14 protein-coding genes and 1 tRNA gene are annotated in these 15,836 nt (G+C 30.6%); 11 read left to right on the top strand and 4 right to left on the bottom strand.

What is annotated here, in order from left to right; translation table 11 throughout:
• Positions 1-97: 97 nt before the first annotated feature.
• On the bottom strand, positions 98-1,498 hold the full coding sequence (locus tag H0I27_RS15795) for a tyrosine-type recombinase/integrase (RefSeq protein WP_218731610.1): 1,401 nt from the start codon (positions 1,496-1,498) through the stop codon (positions 98-100).
• 54 nt (positions 1,499-1,552) lie between these two features.
• Positions 1,553-1,625, bottom strand: a tRNA-Met gene (locus H0I27_RS15800).
• 178 nt (positions 1,626-1,803) lie between these two features.
• Between H0I27_RS15800 and era the strand changes: the two genes are divergently transcribed.
• Positions 1,804-2,688: a GTPase Era gene (gene era, locus H0I27_RS15805; protein WP_165731878.1), complete on the top strand. Its 885-nt coding sequence runs from the start codon at positions 1,804-1,806 to the stop codon at positions 2,686-2,688.
• 87 nt (positions 2,689-2,775) lie between these two features.
• Here era and H0I27_RS15810 read toward each other — a convergent pair whose 3' ends face one another.
• A complete protein-coding gene (locus H0I27_RS15810) occupies positions 2,776-3,285 on the bottom strand; it encodes a GTP-binding protein (RefSeq protein WP_218731611.1) in 510 nt (169 codons plus the stop codon).
• A gap of 176 nt (positions 3,286-3,461) precedes the next feature.
• On the opposite strand from H0I27_RS15810, the gene der reads away from it, so the two are divergent.
• Positions 3,462-4,772: a ribosome biogenesis GTPase Der gene (der, locus tag H0I27_RS15815; protein WP_218733930.1), complete on the top strand. Its 1,311-nt coding sequence runs from the start codon at positions 3,462-3,464 to the stop codon at positions 4,770-4,772.
• Between the two features lie 78 nt (positions 4,773-4,850).
• On the top strand, positions 4,851-7,238 hold the full coding sequence (locus H0I27_RS15820) for a GAF domain-containing protein (protein ID WP_218731612.1): 2,388 nt from the start codon (positions 4,851-4,853) through the stop codon (positions 7,236-7,238).
• Here the strand turns inward: H0I27_RS15820 and H0I27_RS15825 are convergent.
• Complete coding sequence (locus H0I27_RS15825) at positions 7,235-8,437, bottom strand: Pycsar system effector family protein (protein ID WP_218731613.1); 1,203 nt, start codon at positions 8,435-8,437, stop codon at positions 7,235-7,237. The two genes, H0I27_RS15820 and H0I27_RS15825, sit on opposite strands and share 4 nt — an antisense overlap.
• A gap of 191 nt (positions 8,438-8,628) precedes the next feature.
• Here H0I27_RS15825 and msrB point away from each other — a divergent pair, with 191 nt between their 5' ends.
• The 8 genes from msrB to H0I27_RS15865 all read left to right on the top strand — a co-directional run bounded on the left by msrB (position 8,629) and on the right by H0I27_RS15865 (position 15,728).
• On the top strand, positions 8,629-9,075 hold the full coding sequence (msrB, locus tag H0I27_RS15830; RefSeq protein ID WP_218731614.1) for a peptide-methionine (R)-S-oxide reductase MsrB: 447 nt from the start codon (positions 8,629-8,631) through the stop codon (positions 9,073-9,075).
• A gap of 111 nt (positions 9,076-9,186) precedes the next feature.
• Positions 9,187-9,723 carry a peptide-methionine (S)-S-oxide reductase MsrA gene (gene msrA / locus H0I27_RS15835; protein ID WP_218731615.1) on the top strand — a complete coding sequence of 179 codons (537 nt, stop codon included), beginning with the start codon at positions 9,187-9,189 and terminating at the stop codon, positions 9,721-9,723.
• A 55-nt stretch (positions 9,724-9,778) separates the two neighbouring features.
• Positions 9,779-11,185, top strand: coding sequence for an FAD-dependent oxidoreductase (locus tag H0I27_RS15840; RefSeq protein ID WP_218731616.1), 1,407 nt, complete (start codon positions 9,779-9,781; stop codon positions 11,183-11,185).
• Between the two features lies 1 nt (position 11,186).
• Complete coding sequence (locus H0I27_RS15845; protein WP_218731617.1) at positions 11,187-11,423, top strand: glutaredoxin domain-containing protein; 237 nt, start codon at positions 11,187-11,189, stop codon at positions 11,421-11,423.
• Positions 11,423-12,979: a YdiU family protein gene (locus H0I27_RS15850; RefSeq protein WP_218733932.1), complete on the top strand. Its 1,557-nt coding sequence runs from the start codon at positions 11,423-11,425 to the stop codon at positions 12,977-12,979. Before H0I27_RS15845 ends, H0I27_RS15850 begins: the two co-directional genes overlap by 1 nt.
• A 65-nt stretch (positions 12,980-13,044) precedes the next feature.
• Complete coding sequence (locus H0I27_RS15855; RefSeq protein ID WP_218731618.1) at positions 13,045-13,989, top strand: aldo/keto reductase; 945 nt, start codon at positions 13,045-13,047, stop codon at positions 13,987-13,989.
• Positions 13,980-14,498 (top strand): peptide-methionine (S)-S-oxide reductase, encoded by a 519-nt coding sequence (locus H0I27_RS15860; RefSeq protein ID WP_218731619.1) that lies wholly within the window; start codon positions 13,980-13,982, stop codon positions 14,496-14,498. Before H0I27_RS15855 ends, H0I27_RS15860 begins: the two co-directional genes overlap by 10 nt.
• A gap of 12 nt (positions 14,499-14,510) precedes the next feature.
• Complete coding sequence (locus H0I27_RS15865; protein ID WP_218731620.1) at positions 14,511-15,728, top strand: bifunctional alpha/beta hydrolase/OsmC family protein; 1,218 nt, start codon at positions 14,511-14,513, stop codon at positions 15,726-15,728.
• Positions 15,729-15,836 lie beyond the last annotated feature (108 nt).

Consider the following 15,836-nt stretch of genomic DNA (forward strand, 5'->3'; position numbering starts at 1 on the left):
TCGGCTTTGAATGCCTTTGAATAGCTTTTATTGGCTTTGAACGGCTTTTGACACCTATTTTAAAAGAAAATCTGATTGTTTTTTTTAACAGCCAACACTAAGCTAAAAATTTAGAGTAATCTTCTGGTAATTCAGCATCAATATCACGTAAATATTTTTCCAATGCAACCATTGTTGCATGTCCAGAGATTGGCATCAAATTACTTTTCGCTTCATGTTGAGACATGTTTTCTCTAAATTTTCGATATAATTTAGTAATAAAAGTATGCTTAAAACCATACATTCCGTATTCTTCACCTAAATTAAAATGGTCTTTTATTTTTTTGAATCGAGCGGTAAACTCGTTTCTCTTATTCGTTTCTTGTGCATTCCATTCTGCTCCAATTTCATACCTACCAAATAAAAATGCTTTGGGATCTTTATTAGATAAATCAGGTAAATCGTTTAATAAAATTTCTGGAATTATTTTTATCTGTACAGGCTTATTCTTCGCTTTGATGTACAACTTTTTATCTTGTACGTCTACATCTTCAATTTTTAACCTACAAATTTCAATAGGTCTTAAAATACTATAAGATATAAACTTTACAAAAAGCAATAAATGGGCATCTACTTCTTGTAAATGCTTGTAGATTTCCTTTTCTTGTTGTGGTGTATATGTTTTATTTCTTTTGGGAACAGATTTTAGCACATGAATTTTCCTAACAAAATTATGAGCGACCATTTCATTGTCTTCTAAAATTTGAAACATAGAAGCAATGTCTGTTCTTGAATTATTACGATTTCTCGCACTAGTCCTTTTTAAAACTTCATTCAAATATTGAGTCACTACTTTTTTAGTAATAAACGTAATTGGGTTCTTATAATAGTCTCTCTCTTTCAACCATTTTTCAAAAAGCCCTATTCTACTTTTATATTGAACATATGAATTCTTATTCATCATATTCACTTTCAACTCTAAAGTTAACTTTAAACAGTCCGCAATAGAAGTACCAGTCTCTTCAACTTTTTCAACTGCAATTACTGATTTTATAATTTCTGTTTCTAGTGGTGTTTTTGGAATTATTTGATTTTCTACCTTAGTAGAAATCGATACATTCTCCTTTTTATCGGTTACTACTTTTGTTTCTTGTCCCAAAAAAGTACTTTCTAAATCAGAATTATCTTCATAAGGATTAAAACCATAATCTAACAATTGCAACAGCCCTTCTTGCATCGTTCTTAAAAAAGCATACCGCTCTCTTTTAGTTTTCAACTTATTTACACCTGCCTTTATATTCGGCTGCCTTTTTAATTTATTTGTTTGAGGGTTTCTAAAGGAGAAATAAACATACCAAGGTTTATCCAAAGCAGCTTTTTTTTCTTTCAAATTAAGTTTAGACCAACTAGAAATATCAACTCCACCTGTGTAGATTTTTGGCTCAGAATAATTCAGTTTCATAGGTAAAGCGTGTACGTTTTCGTGTACGGTACGTAAAAGTAAGAAATTTAAAGACATAAAAAAAACGGTTCGTGTAACACGAACCGTTGATTTTATTGGCTTTAAACCTTGTAGCGGGAACTGGACTCGAACCAGTGACCTTCGGGTTATGAGCCCGACGAGCTACCTACTGCTCTATCCCGCGATATTGTTTCAGAAACATCAACTTAGCTTTCAACTTTCGAATCATAAAATCGACTGTTATTTCCGACTGCAAATATACATCATTATTAAATAACTGACCAAACTTTTTTTTATTTTTTTAAAACATTTTTTAATACACTAAATTCTAATCAAATATAAAAAGGAATTATCTTTGCACTATGACGCATAAAGCAGGTTTTGTAAATATTATAGGAAATCCTAACGTAGGTAAATCAACATTAATGAATGCCCTAGTAGGTGAAAAGCTGTCTATCATAACAGCGAAGGCACAAACAACAAGGCATAGAATCTTAGGAATTGTAAATGAAGACGACTTTCAGATTGTCTTTTCCGACACTCCGGGTATTCTAAAACCTGCCTACGAGTTGCAGTCTTCTATGATGGATTTTGTAAAATCTGCCTTTGAAGATGCAGATGTTCTTATCTATATGGTAGAAGTTGGTGAAAAAGAATTAAAAAATGAAGCTTTCTTTAAAAGAATCATCCATAGTGAAATTCCTGTTATTCTATTATTGAATAAAATAGATAAGTCTTCTCAGGAAGAAGTGGAAGAAAAAATAGAATACTGGAAGAATAAAGTTCCTAATGCAGAAGTGTTTGTAATTTCTGCCTTAGAGAAATTTAATGTTCCTGCAGTTTTCGATAAAATAAAAGAATTATTACCAGAAGGTCCTGCTTTTTATCCGAAGGATCAATTAACAGACAAACCAGAACGTTTTTTTGTAAATGAAAAAATTAGAGAAAAGATTCTAATGCATTACAAAAAAGAAATTCCGTATTCTGTAGAAGTAGAAACAGAGGAATTTATAGAGGAAGAAAATATTGTGAGAATTCGTTCTATTATTATGGTAGAAAGAGAGACCCAAAAAGGAATCATAATTGGTCATAAAGGATCTGCCCTAAAACGTGTTGGTGCAGAAGCAAGAAAAGATTTAGAAAAATTCTTCGAGAAAAAAGTTTTTATAGAACTGTATGTAAAGGTTAATAAAAACTGGCGTAGCGATAAAACACAACTTAAACGCTTTGGTTATAATCAAGGTTAATAAGAAAGAACTCTTTTAAACCTATTTTTAAAATATCATTCCCGTTAATGTTGCTTGCAACAGATAAAACGGGAATAAAGTTAATATCTATTGCTCAATAATAGTGATTAACAAATTGTGTAATTCTTTCATCTGATTTTTTCCGGTCTCCTTACCTATACTTCCTAAAAAGTATAATAATAACCAAATTAAAGGCAACGCAACCAAAATAGCAATAGGAAACACCAAGCTTTCCCCTAAACGATATTGTACGTAAGCGAACACTCCTACCCCTAAAAATAAGGTAGCTACCACAAAGTGGACGAACACAAAAAGTGTCCAAACTTGTGGTTTTGGTCCAAAAAGACCTTTTAAAATAGAAGAGTTCTCATCTACTTTTACAATTTCAAAATGTAATTGTGGCGACCAAAAATGATTTTTTTTCACAGGAATATCAATAAACACATGTTTATCTGCAACATTACTTCTATATATACAAGCATCACTTTTTAGATACGTTGTAATTCTTTCTAGCAATGATTCAGGATTCTCTTTTAAATCAATAGAAAACCTAGGTCTTAAAAAAAAATCGCTATTCCTTTTTTCTTGAATACTCATTAAACTGATATTATTTTTTAAATGTAATTAAAAATTCTATTTTGATTGCAATTCAAGCAAAAATCAGTAAAAAAACCACACAAACTTCCTTAGATTTTTTCAGTATTTTAAAGACTTTATTTTTTACATCTTTCTTACAAGCTTAAATTGTATCTTTGCAAAAATTTTCAATAGAGATGAACAGTATTGTTGCCATTGTAGGAAGACCAAATGTAGGAAAGTCAACGCTTTTTAATAGACTGGTACAAAGAAGAGAAGCCATTGTAGATTCTGTAAGCGGAGTTACAAGAGATAGACATTATGGAAAATCTGACTGGAATGGTAAAGAATTTTCAGTAATTGATACTGGTGGATACATTACTGGTTCTGATGATATCTTTGAAGGTGAAATTAGAAAACAAGTAAATCTTGCCATTGATGAAGCAGATTTAATTGTTTTTGTAGTAAACGTAGAAGACGGAATTACACCTATGGATGCGGAGGTTGCTAAACTTTTACGCAAGGTTAAAAAACCAATTTTTACGGTAGTTAATAAAGTAGATAACGCAATGCGTGAACCTGACGCTATAGAGTTTTACAACTTAGGCTTAGGAGAATACTTTACAATTGCTTCTATTAACGGAAGTGGAACTGGAGAATTATTAGATGCATTAGCAGAAAAAATGCCAGAACCAGAAGCAGTAGATTTAGAAGAAGAAGCATTACCAAGATTTGCTGTAGTTGGAAGACCAAATGCAGGTAAATCATCATTTATAAACGCTTTAATTGGGCAAGATAGAAATATTGTAACCAATATTGCGGGTACCACTAGAGATTCTATTGACACCAAATACAATCGTTTTGGTTTCGATTTTAACTTAGTAGATACTGCTGGGATTCGTAAAAAATCTCGTGTTAAAGAAGATTTAGAATTTTATTCTGTAATGCGCGCTGTACGTACTATTGAATATTCTGATGTTATTGTTTTAGTGGTAGATGCAACTCGTGGTTTTGAAGGTCAGGATCAAAATATATTTTGGTTGGCAGAAAAAAACAGAAAAGGTGTTGTAATCTTAATTAACAAATGGGATTTAATAGAGAAGGAAACCAATACCATGCGAGATTTTGAAGCAATGGTTAGAAAACAAATTGAACCTTTTACAGATGTGCCAATTGTATTTATTTCTGCTTTAACTAAACAACGTTTGTTTAAAGCCATTGAAACTGCAGTAGAAGTTTTTCAGAAGAGAAAAACCAAAATACAAACGAGTAAGTTTAATGAAACCATGTTAGATATCATTAAAACTTCTCCGCCTCCTGCAATAAAAGGAAAGTTTGTAAAAATAAAATACTGTATGCAATTGCCTACACAAACACCACAATTTGTATTTTTCTGTAACTTACCACAATACGTTAGAGATTCTTACAGACGTTTTCTTGAAAACAAATTAAGAGATATTTACGATTTTTCTGGAGTACCAATTACTATTTATTTTAGACAGAAATAAACCTATTCTGTAACTTTTGTTACTTTTATACGTCTAAGACAATAGTAATATTGTAATTATATATTCTATCTATAAGGCATGAAAATTATTGAATCGAAGTTAGTAGCTGAAACGGATTTACCATTACAACTAAACGTATCTTTTAACAAGGTTTTTGACTTGTTTAAAAAGTATGCGGATATGGAGTATGCAAAACATCCATACCATAGTTCTGCTAAAAAAATGGTACAATTAATTAACAAGCATCCAGAATTAAATGATGGTTTTTCTGATTATTCTTTATTAGATAAATATAAAGAACAGATAGATCTATTACTAAACCCTTTATTTCCAGAACCTTTATTATTAAACGAAATAAAAGCAGCAAGTATCCCTTTCTCTTTTACTTCTTTTAAATTTACAAATCGTTTTGAAAACATATTAAAAAATGCAGGTGAAAACTACGAATTAAATGTTCGTAATTTTGAAGAAGATAGTATGTACATTATGGCATGTACATTTATTTTAAGTTTCGTACATGGTTTTAATGTTGATTTAAAAAGACCCTTCTATTTTGATATTCCAGATAATACAACTGGAACAATGAAATATTATAGGACCACCTTTAATGGAGATTTTTCTGATATTACAGCTACAGAAAATGCACCTAAATTAACAGAAAAAGACTTTAAAGAATTACTGAACAACTTCGATAATATAGCCTTATGGAAAGAGAAATTCCCTCCAAATAGTTATATTTTTAGAGGATTCGGACTTATTAGTTTATTTGATGTTACTTCAGAAGAAATGTTGTCTTCTATTAAAGCAAACCTACTAAAAGGCGGACAAAATTTAATACCGAAGCTTCAAAGTAACTTAAGAGATTTTTACAGCATTAGAGATTTAAAATTAGGGTATTCTATTTTTGATAACGTAAATACCAAAATTTGTGAAACGCAGGTAAATAAATCCAATAGCCTAATTTTAAACCATGGAATAGAAATAAATTGCGACTCTAGCTACTTTTGCAACACCATTATGCAAAAAGTATTTAAAGATCATGAAACTTTTATTATTTCTGATGTAGCAGATTATGGAGTAAAAACAGGTAATAATCTTTTTTCTAAAAATCTTCAAGAAAATAACATTCAGAGTATCATATTAATTCCTATTAAAGCAACAAATAATGGAGATTTAGCTTTATTAGAAATTGCTTCACCAAGAGCTTATGATTTAAACTCTGTAAACATCAATAAATTAAAAGATATTATTCCTGTTTTTGAAGCCGCTGTTAAAAGAACTTCAGAAGAGCGTCAAAACATCTTAGAAGCTACCATTCAAGAAAATTACACATCCATACATAGTTCTGTAAAATGGCGTTTTTATGAAGCTGCAGAAAAATACCATACAACTCGTCAAACCAATACCAACGCAAAATTAGATGAAATTGTATTTAATGATGTGTATCCATTGTTTGGACAAAGTGACATAAAAGGATCTTCTGTTGCTAGAAATAAGGCAATTCAAGAAGATTTAACCACACAATTAACCTTAGCAATTACAGTATTAAAAGATGCTTGTAAAACAGAAAAACTCCCTATTTATAATGAGTTAATGTTTAGGGTTACTTCTTATTTAAATGATGTAAAAGAAGGGTTAAATGCAGGTGATGAAATAAATATTTTAGACTTTTTAAATAGAGAAATTTATCCTGTTTTTAATCATATTAACAAAATTAGCACAGAACTTTCTCAGAAAGTGAGTGTTTATATGAAACGTTTAGATAAAAATCTAAATGTAGTGTATGAAAAAAGGAAAGAATACGAGAATAGTGTTACACTTTTAAATGATAAACTGGCACAGTTCTTAGACAACAAACAAAAGCAAGCGCAAGAAATGTTTCCTCATTATTTTGAGCGATACAAAACAGATGGTGTAGAATACAACATGTACATTGGACAGGCTATTACAAAAAAGAAAAAGTTTGATGATCTGTATTTGTACAACCTTCGTTTATGGCAACTACAAACCACTTATGAAATGGAAAACTTAGCATTTTATGAGCGTAAAAACATGCAACATGATTTACAAGTTGCTTCCTTAATTCTAGTTCATAGCAATGCAATGGCTATTAAATTTAGAATGGATGAAAAGCAGTTTGATGTAGACGGTGCTTACAATATTAGGTACGAAATTATAAAAAAGAGAATTGATAAAGCAAACATAAAAGGAACTGATGAACGATTAACAGTTCCTGGTAAAATTGCCATTGTATACTCTCAAGACAAAGATGCTCTAGAATACATTAAATATATTAACTATTTACAATCTAAAAATCAATTAGGAAAAATTGAATTTTTAGAATTAGAAGATTTACAAGGCGCATCTGGTTTAAAAGCATTGCGTGTAGAAGTTATATATCAAACAAGTTTTGATGAAAACAAAACAATTACTTTTAATGATTTGATAAAAGAAATTGAAGCTTAAACAGCTATTTCTAAACTATAAAAAGAAATTGCAAAAGCCAATACACTTACAATAATACCAATCATAAAAACGGTATACGTAATTCTTAATATTTTATATTTTCTATTTAAAACCAAGCCTAAAAAATACAGATCTTTGGTTAAAGAACCATACAAATAATCTCTATCTTGCATCATCTCTTGAATTCCCCATTCAAAATCTGGTAATTTCATTTGATGAAAATTTCCAAAAAATAATAAATTCACTTTTTTATTAGCAACATCTACCTTTGTGAATTTTCCTTCGGTAACATTTGGTCTTGTCGCTAAAATGGATAATATGATAGAAGCAACTGTAAAAACAACAAATATTACAGTAGGTATTATTAAGAAACTATTAGATGGTTTGTCTAATTTTGGTATTAAATTAGACATTGCTAAAGAAACGATAATAGCATTTACAGAAAGTAAAATATTGGCTTTTGTATCTGCAATATTACTTAACGTCATGTGATTTTTTAAAGCAACCCTAAACATGGTTTCTACGCCTCTTTCTGGAACTTCACTTTTATTTTGTTTAATTTCTAGAGCTTCTTCTTTCTGCTTAAACTTTGCTAAATTTTCTTTTATTTTATGTTGATTTTTCAATAATTTAGAGATATTCTTGTCTTTTCCTTTGCTCCATTTTTTTAAAGCATAAGCAGTATAATAATTATGACCTTTAGTTAAAAACTCTATATTAATCTCAATCCATTCTGTATCAGAAAACTTTTTATTCTCTGTACTTTCCCATTCTTTTCTTAATAATTCTAACTTGTTCTCAAAGTTTTTACTTCCTAAATGCGCACAATCTGCATCCATTATAATCTGCTCTAATTCATTATCAGATTGATTTCCCATTTTAGTCGCTAAAATCAATTTAGAGATTACCGCTATTCTTCCAGCATCAACATTATTTTCATTTAAAAAATTGTTAGCTATTTTTACACTTTCAGATTCATGATTTTTTGCATCTTCTATAAATCCGGTGTCATGAAACAAGGCTGCGAGCTGTAAATTTTCTTTAGAAATTGCATCTATATTTAAGTTTTCTGCAAGTTCTGTAGCATAAGCAACCACATCTTGTGTATGTGTTATATTATGATATACATAAACAGCATCTAACTCCTTATTTAATAAATTAAAAACATATTTTTCTGCATCTAAAACTAATGTGTTCATTGTAAAATTATTTTATAAATAAATAGGAAGAAATGATCATTTGCTCTACCACTTTATTAATATTGGTCGTAAATTTATGTTTTGCTTTCAACAGCTTACAAATTAACAATTATTTGTAATGTAACAAGTGTTTTTACGTCTAAAAAAACTATTAACATTATAGTACTAATTTAAAAAGAAAAGAAACAAATATGCTTACTTGGAAAGAAATTATCAACTTTAGTGTAAAAGGAAATCCGACTCCAGATAAAAGAGTAGAGAAATCCGAAAAAGAATGGAGAGCTCAATTAACTGCAGAACAATTTAGAATTACAAGACAAAAAGGTACAGAAAGACCACATACAGGCGATTTGTGTAGTATTTATGATGAAGGCCAGTACAACTGTGTTTGTTGTAACACGCCGTTATTCGACTCTACCATAAAATTCGATTCTAGTTCTGGATGGCCAAGTTTTACGCAACCTATTAAAGAAAATGCCATAAAATATCATAAAGATGTTTCTTTTGGTATGGTTCGGGTTGAAGTGATGTGCAATACTTGCGATGGACATTTAGGACACGTTTTTCCTGATGGACCAGAACCAAGCGGATTACGTTATTGTATAAACTCTGAATCGATGGTTATTGATAAAAAATAATTTAATTAAAAAAAAGTCAAATGTCATTCCGAACGAGGAACGAGGAGAAAATCTTATTATTTTTTAGAGATTACTTCTTCATTTTTCCTCTTAATGACAAAGAAAATATAAATGAATATAAATTTACAAGTTGCTACTTTAGGAGGTGGCTGTTTTTGGTGTACAGAAGCTGTGTTTCAAGAAGTAAAAGGTGTAGAAAAAGTAGTTTCTGGTTATGCAGGTGGTAACGTTCCTGGAGAACCAACCTACAGAGAAATTTGCTCTGGCTTAACAGGTCATGCAGAAGTAATTCAAATAACGTATGATGCAAATGTAATTTCGTATGAAGATATTTTAGTTATTTTTATGACAACGCACGATCCTACAACCTTAAATCAACAAGGAGCAGATAGAGGAACTCAATATAGATCTGTGGTTTTTTATCATGATGAAAATCAACAAAAAATAGCTTCGGAAGTTTTAAAACAGATTCAAGATTATTATAATGACAAGATAGTAACTGAGTTAAGTGCTTTACCTATTTTTTATAAAGCAACGGAAGAACATCAAAATTATTATAGAGAAAATACACAACAAGGGTATTGTAGTTTTGTTATTGAGCCAAAATTAGCTAAATTGAGAAAATTACATGCAGATAAATTAAACTAATAAAATAGCTTTTAGATAGTAGTTAATCTAAAGCCTATTTATAATCAATAAAAAAATGACTGAAATTTTACTATACGGCGCAGATTGGTGTCCAGATTGCAGAAGAGCAAAAACGTATTTAAAAGAAAACAACATAGATTTTACTTTTGTGGATGTAGATTTAGATAAGGAAGCAACTGCAAAAGTAGAAGCTATTAACAACGGTAAACGTATTATTCCTACACTTATAATTAGAGAAAAATCATACACAAACCCTAACAACGTAGAATTAGCTTCAGTTTTAGGAATCAACGAAGTTGGTAACGTTCAGTTATTTGGTGCAGATTGGTGTCCAGATTGTAGAAGAGCAAAAAGCTTTTTAACCGATAATGGTATCAATTTCGATTTTGTTGATGTAGATCAATACGATTGGGCAACAAAAAAAGTAGAAGAAATTAACAACGGAAAACGTATTATTCCTACGGTTTTAATTGATGATGTACCATACACAAACCCAGATAATGTAAAATTAACAGAACTTCTTTCTATCAATGTAGAAAAAGAACATAAAGTTTTTGACACCATTATTATTGGTGGTGGTGCTGCTGGTTTAACAACATCTATTTATGCGCAAAGAGATCGTTTTGATACGTTAATTTTAGAAAAATCCACCATTGGTGGAAACGCCTTTTTAACAGAAAAAATTGAAAACTACCCTGGTTTTACCTCTATTTCTGGTCCAAAATTAATGGAAAAGATGGAAGATCAAGCCAAAACCTACGGAGCTATTATTAAAACGGGAGAAGAAGTTGTTGGTATTGAAAAAAAGGATAATTTATTTTCAATAGAAACAAAAGGAACTACCTATTTAGGAAAGTCTGTTGTCTTATCAACAGGTTCTACGTACAGAAAATTAGGCATCCCTAATGAAGAGGAATTAATTGGTTCTGGTATCCATTTTTGTGCAACCTGCGACGGTGCTTTTTATAGAGATAAAGATATTATTGTAATTGGTGGTGGAAATTCTGCCTTAGAAGAAGGTATCTTTTTAGCTGGTTTTTGTAAAAGTGTAAAAATAGTACATCGTTCAGAAAACTTTTCTGCATCTGAAACCTATGTAGAGAAATTGGCAAGTATCGATAATATTTCTACGTATATGAATAAAACATCTTTAGAATTTATTTCTGATGAAAAAGAATTATTTAAAGCATTAAAAGTAAAAGACAATGATACAAACGAAGAGTCTTTATTAGAAGCAGATGGTGTCTTTATTTTTATCGGATTAATACCAAACACACAATCTTTTAAAGGAATTGTAGCTTTAGACAAAAGAGGTTTTATACAAACTACAGCATTGGCACAAACTTCTGTTGATGGAATTTTTGCTGCTGGAGATTGTAGAGAAGGCGCAATTGCACAAGTAGCAGCAGCAACTGGTGAAGGCGTTTTAGCTAGTTACGGAATTAGAAGTTTTTTAAAATAAGATGATTAAATTATTTGGCACAGAAAGATGCCATAAAACTCAATATTATAAAACATTTTTAGAAACGCGTAATTTAGATTACGCGTTTTTAGATATAGAAAAGTCTGCAGAAAATGCAGAGGAATTACGTAACTTGTATGAAAATAGAAAACTAAATTTTCCTACAATTACGATTAACAATAAAAAGTTAAGAAATCCTTCTGATAAAGACCTTCTAAAATGGATAGATACAATATGATGAACCTAAACATAAAAGACACTTTTACGGCAGAATTACCTTCGGATGTTAACTTGGAAAACTCAAGAAGACAAGTAGAAAATGCTGCTTTTTCTTATACAAATCCAAAGAAAACTGCAAAACCAGAAGTATTACACGTTTCACAAGAAATGGTTACTGAATTAGGTATTTCTGAAGAAGATGTAAAATCAGAGTTTTTTAAAAATATTGTAACCGGTAACGAAATTTATCCAAATACAAGACCGTATGCTATGTGTTATGCAGGACATCAATTTGGTAATTGGGCAGGACAATTAGGCGACGGAAGAGCTATTAATTTGTTTGAAGTTGAACACAATACTAAAAACTGGAAAGTACAATTAAAAGGAGCTGGCGAAACGCCGTATTCTAGAACTGCAGATGGTTTGGCGGTTTTACGTTCATCCGTTAGAGAATATTTGTGTGCCGAGGCAATGTTTCATTTAAACGTGCCAACCACAAGATCTTTGTCTTTAAGTTTGTCTGGCGATTCAGTAATGCGAGATGTTTTATATGATGGAAATCCGGCTTATGAAAAAGGTGCCATTGTTTCTAGAATTTCTCCTTCGTTTTTACGTTTTGGTAGTTTCGAAATTTTTGCTGCTAGAAAAGACCTTAAAAACTTAAAAAGTTTAATGGATTATACCATTAAACATCATTTTGCGCATTTAGGAAAACCATCTAAAGAAAGTTATATTCAGTTTTTTAAGGAAGTTTCAGAACGTACTTTAGCCATGATTATTCATTGGCAACGTGTTGGTTTTGTACACGGAGTAATGAATACTGATAACATGTCGATTCTTGGTTTAACCATAGATTTTGGACCTTATGGTTGGCTAGAAGGCTTCGATTTTGGCTGGACTCCGAACACAACCGACAGTCAGCATAAACGATATAGATACGGAAATCAACCAAATATTGGTTTGTGGAATTTGTATCAACTAGCAAATGCTTTATATCCAATAATTGAAGAAGTAGACCCTTTAAATGCTATTTTAGAGCAATATAAAATCGATTTTGAAATACAATCTTTACAGATGATGAAATCGAAGTTAGGCTTGGTTTCTTCGGATGAAGACGATTTAAAATTGATACAAGAATTAGAAGATAATTTACAATTGGTAGAAACAGACATGACTATTTTCTTTAGAAATTTAAGTAATTTTACGGAGGAAAAATCAGGTTTCAAATTGGTAGAAAATGCTTTTTACGATTTAGAAAACATTTCTAAAGAAGTAGAGAACAGATGGAATACTTGGTTTAAAAAATATGCGGATAGACTTGCTATAGAACGAATTTCATCCGAAGAAAGAAAAGAACAAATGGATTTGGTAAATCCTAAATATGTGCTTAGAAATTATATGTCTCAACTAGCAATTGATGAAGCAGATAACGGAAATTACGCTTTAATTGATGAATTATTTCAACTCTTGAAAAATCCATACGCAGAACAACCAGAGAACGAAAAATGGTTTGCAAAAAGACCAGAATGGGCAAGAAATAAAGTAGGTTGTTCTATGTTATCTTGTAGTTCATAAAAAAATTATCTAATAAAAGGCCCTTCAGTTTTCTAAAACCTGAAGGATCTAAAAAAATTAAAAAAATGCAATTAGGATTAGGAACAGCCGCTTTAGGAAGACCACAATACATTAATGTTCGTACAGAAAACTGTGACAACTCCAACTTAGCGGAATTTAGAAAACAAAGTTTTAACGTTTTAGAAAAAGCATATAATTTAGGAATTCGTTATTTTGATACTGCTCCTGGTTATGGTTTGGCAGAAGAATTAGTCTTAGAATGGGTTCAGACTAAAAACGACAACACTATTGAAATTACCACAAAATGGGGGTATACCTACACCGCAAATTTTGATGCTAACGCTACGGTGCATGAAGTAAAAGAACATAGTTTGTCTAAATTAAATGAGCAATGGAATTTCTCTAAACAGCTGCTGCCCTATTTAAAAGTGTACCAAATTCATTCTGCAACTTTAGAAACAGGTGTTTTAGAAAATGTAGAAGTTTTAAAACAATTGGCTTTCTTAAAAAAGGAACACAACCTAAAAATAGGATTGACCACAACGGGAACCAACCAAGTTGAAGTAATAAAAAAAGCGTTAGAAGTTTTAGTTGATGGAGAACCCGTTTTTGATTTATTTCAGGTTACCTATAATTTTTTAGATCAAAGTTTAATAGAAATTTCAGGGGAATTAGTTCGTCAAAATAAATCGATTGTAATTAAAGAAGCTTTGGCAAATGGAAGAGTTTTTAAGAATGAAAGCTATCCTCATTATGCTAAAATGTATACTACTTTGGAAAACTTAGCTAAAAAACATACCGTTGGTGTAGATGCTATTTCTCTAAAATATTGCGAGCAAACAATTCCAGGAAGTATTGTTTTAAGTGGGGCAAGTTCTATTGATCAATTGAAACAGAATTTAGAAATGAATTCTTTCACCTTATCTGCTGATGAAATTGAAACTTTAAATTCTTTAAAAGTTTCTCCTGATGCATACTGGACAGAAAGAAAGCAATTACAATGGAATTAACCAAAATTGCTTTTGGTGGTGGTTGTCATTGGTGTACAGAAGCCGTTTTTCAAACTCTAATTGGTGTAGAAAAAGTGGAACAAGGTTGGGTTGCATCAACAGAAACAAATAATAGTTTTTCAGAGGCAGTAATCGTTCATTTTAATACTGATAAAATCAATTTAAAAACATTGATTGAAATTCATTTATTAACGCATAAAAGCACAAGTAATCATTCTATGAGAACGAAATATCGTTCTGCTATTTATTATTTTTCTAGTCAACAAAAAGAAGATAGCTTAAAAATAATTGAAGAATTACAAGTCAATTTTAAAGATAGAATTATTACAAAAGCATTAACATTTAAAGAGTTTAAACCGAATACAGAAGAATTTCAGAATTATTATCAATCAAATCCTGATAAACCTTTTTGTCAAAATTACATCAACCCTAAATTGATATTTTTATTACAACAATTCTCGGAAAAGATAGACAAACGTAAAGTTGCTCACCTTATTCCGACTACCTAAAAAACAAAAAAAATGAATACCGTTAGATTAGAAATTGAAAATAAAAAAGGCTTAAAATTACAAGCCTATTTAGAATTACCTGCAAATGAAAAACCGAATCAATTTGCCATTTTTGCACATTGTTTTTCTTGTAATAGTAATTTTAATGCTGTAAAAAACATCAGTCGTTCTTTATCTAATCACGGTTTTGGGGTTTTACGTTTCGATTTTACAGGTTTAGGAAGAAGTGAAGGTGAATTTGCAGAAAGTCATTTTTCTGCCAACGTAGAAGATTTATTAGCGGTTAATGCTTTTTTAGAAAAAAACTACAAAGCACCGTCATTATTAGTTGGTCATTCTTTAGGAGGAGCTGCAGTTATTGTTGCAGCATCAAAATTAGAAAACATAAAAGCGGTTGCCACTGTTGGCGCCCCTGCAACTGTTGGACATGTAACTCACTTATTTTCTCATGGAACAGCAGAAATTCCAGAAAAAGGAGATATAGAAGTAAAAATTGGAGGTCGTCCTTTTAAAATAAACCAAGATTTTGTAAACGATTTTAGTAAAACAGATTTACCTAAAATTATTAAAAATTTACGCAAACCAATCTTGGTAATGCACGCTCCTTTTGATACCGTGGTTGGTATAGAAAATGCTGAGAAAATTTATCACAATGCAATGCATCCAAAAAGTTTTGTAAGTTTAGATGGTGCAGATCATTTATTATCAAAATCAAAAGATAGCATTTATGTTGGTAATATGATTGGTACTTGGGTAGAACGTTATTTTGAGTCTGAAGAGAACAATATGATTTCTACCGAAGGTGAACAGTTGGTTGGACATTTAAACTTATTAGAAGACAATTTTACAACTTCTATTCAGACTAAAAAACATGCTTTTATTGCTGATGAACCTGCAAATATTGGTGGTGATGATTTTGGTCCTTCTCCCTATGATTTTTTAAGTGCAGGTTTGGCTGCTTGTACTGTAATGACTTTAAAAATGTATGCAGAGCGTAAAAAGTGGGATTTACAAGAAGTCTTTGTATATATTACCTATTCTAAAAAACATAGTGACGATTTAGAGATTGCTGTAGATAAACCAACTCGTTTTGATCATTTAAAGAAGAAATTAAAGTTTGTTGGCAATCTAGACGAAAAACAAACGCAACGTTTAAAAGAAATTGCAGCAAAATGTCCTGTTCACAAAACGTTACAAAGTGACATTATTATAGAAACAGAAATCGTCTAATTTAAACGCTTAGAACATCAATCTTACTTAAATACAGAAAAAACTTTTTTTAAATCAGGTTTATTAAAACATGAAATCGTTCAGTTTTAGCAAAAGAGTCAAAAATTT

The organism is Polaribacter sp. HaHaR_3_91, from assembly GCF_019278525.1.
Lineage (GTDB): Bacteria > Bacteroidota > Bacteroidia > Flavobacteriales > Flavobacteriaceae > Polaribacter.

Bases quoted from the DNA above. Each gene is read 5' to 3' on its own strand.
- H0I27_RS15820 (WP_218731612.1), top strand. From the start codon at position 4,851: ATGAAAATTATTGAATCGAAGTTAGTAGCTGAAACGGATTTACCATTA.
- msrA (WP_218731615.1), top strand. From the start codon at position 9,187: ATGAATATAAATTTACAAGTTGCTACTTTAGGAGGTGGCTGTTTTTGG.
- H0I27_RS15865 (WP_218731620.1), top strand. From the start codon at position 14,511: ATGAATACCGTTAGATTAGAAATTGAAAATAAAAAAGGCTTAAAATTA.
- H0I27_RS15840 (WP_218731616.1), top strand. From the start codon at position 9,779: ATGACTGAAATTTTACTATACGGCGCAGATTGGTGTCCAGATTGCAGA.
- msrB (WP_218731614.1), top strand. From the start codon at position 8,629: ATGCTTACTTGGAAAGAAATTATCAACTTTAGTGTAAAAGGAAATCCG.
- H0I27_RS15850 (WP_218733932.1), top strand. From the start codon at position 11,423: ATGAACCTAAACATAAAAGACACTTTTACGGCAGAATTACCTTCGGAT.
- era (WP_165731878.1), top strand. From the start codon at position 1,804: ATGACGCATAAAGCAGGTTTTGTAAATATTATAGGAAATCCTAACGTA.
- der (WP_218733930.1), top strand. From the start codon at position 3,462: ATGAACAGTATTGTTGCCATTGTAGGAAGACCAAATGTAGGAAAGTCA.
- H0I27_RS15860 (WP_218731619.1), top strand. From the start codon at position 13,980: ATGGAATTAACCAAAATTGCTTTTGGTGGTGGTTGTCATTGGTGTACA.
- H0I27_RS15825 (WP_218731613.1), bottom strand. From the start codon at position 8,437: ATGAACACATTAGTTTTAGATGCAGAAAAATATGTTTTTAATTTATTA.
- H0I27_RS15845 (WP_218731617.1), top strand. From the start codon at position 11,187: ATGATTAAATTATTTGGCACAGAAAGATGCCATAAAACTCAATATTAT.
- H0I27_RS15855 (WP_218731618.1), top strand. From the start codon at position 13,045: ATGCAATTAGGATTAGGAACAGCCGCTTTAGGAAGACCACAATACATT.
- H0I27_RS15810 (WP_218731611.1), bottom strand. From the start codon at position 3,285: ATGAGTATTCAAGAAAAAAGGAATAGCGATTTTTTTTTAAGACCTAGG.
- H0I27_RS15795 (WP_218731610.1), bottom strand. From the start codon at position 1,498: ATGTCTTTAAATTTCTTACTTTTACGTACCGTACACGAAAACGTACAC.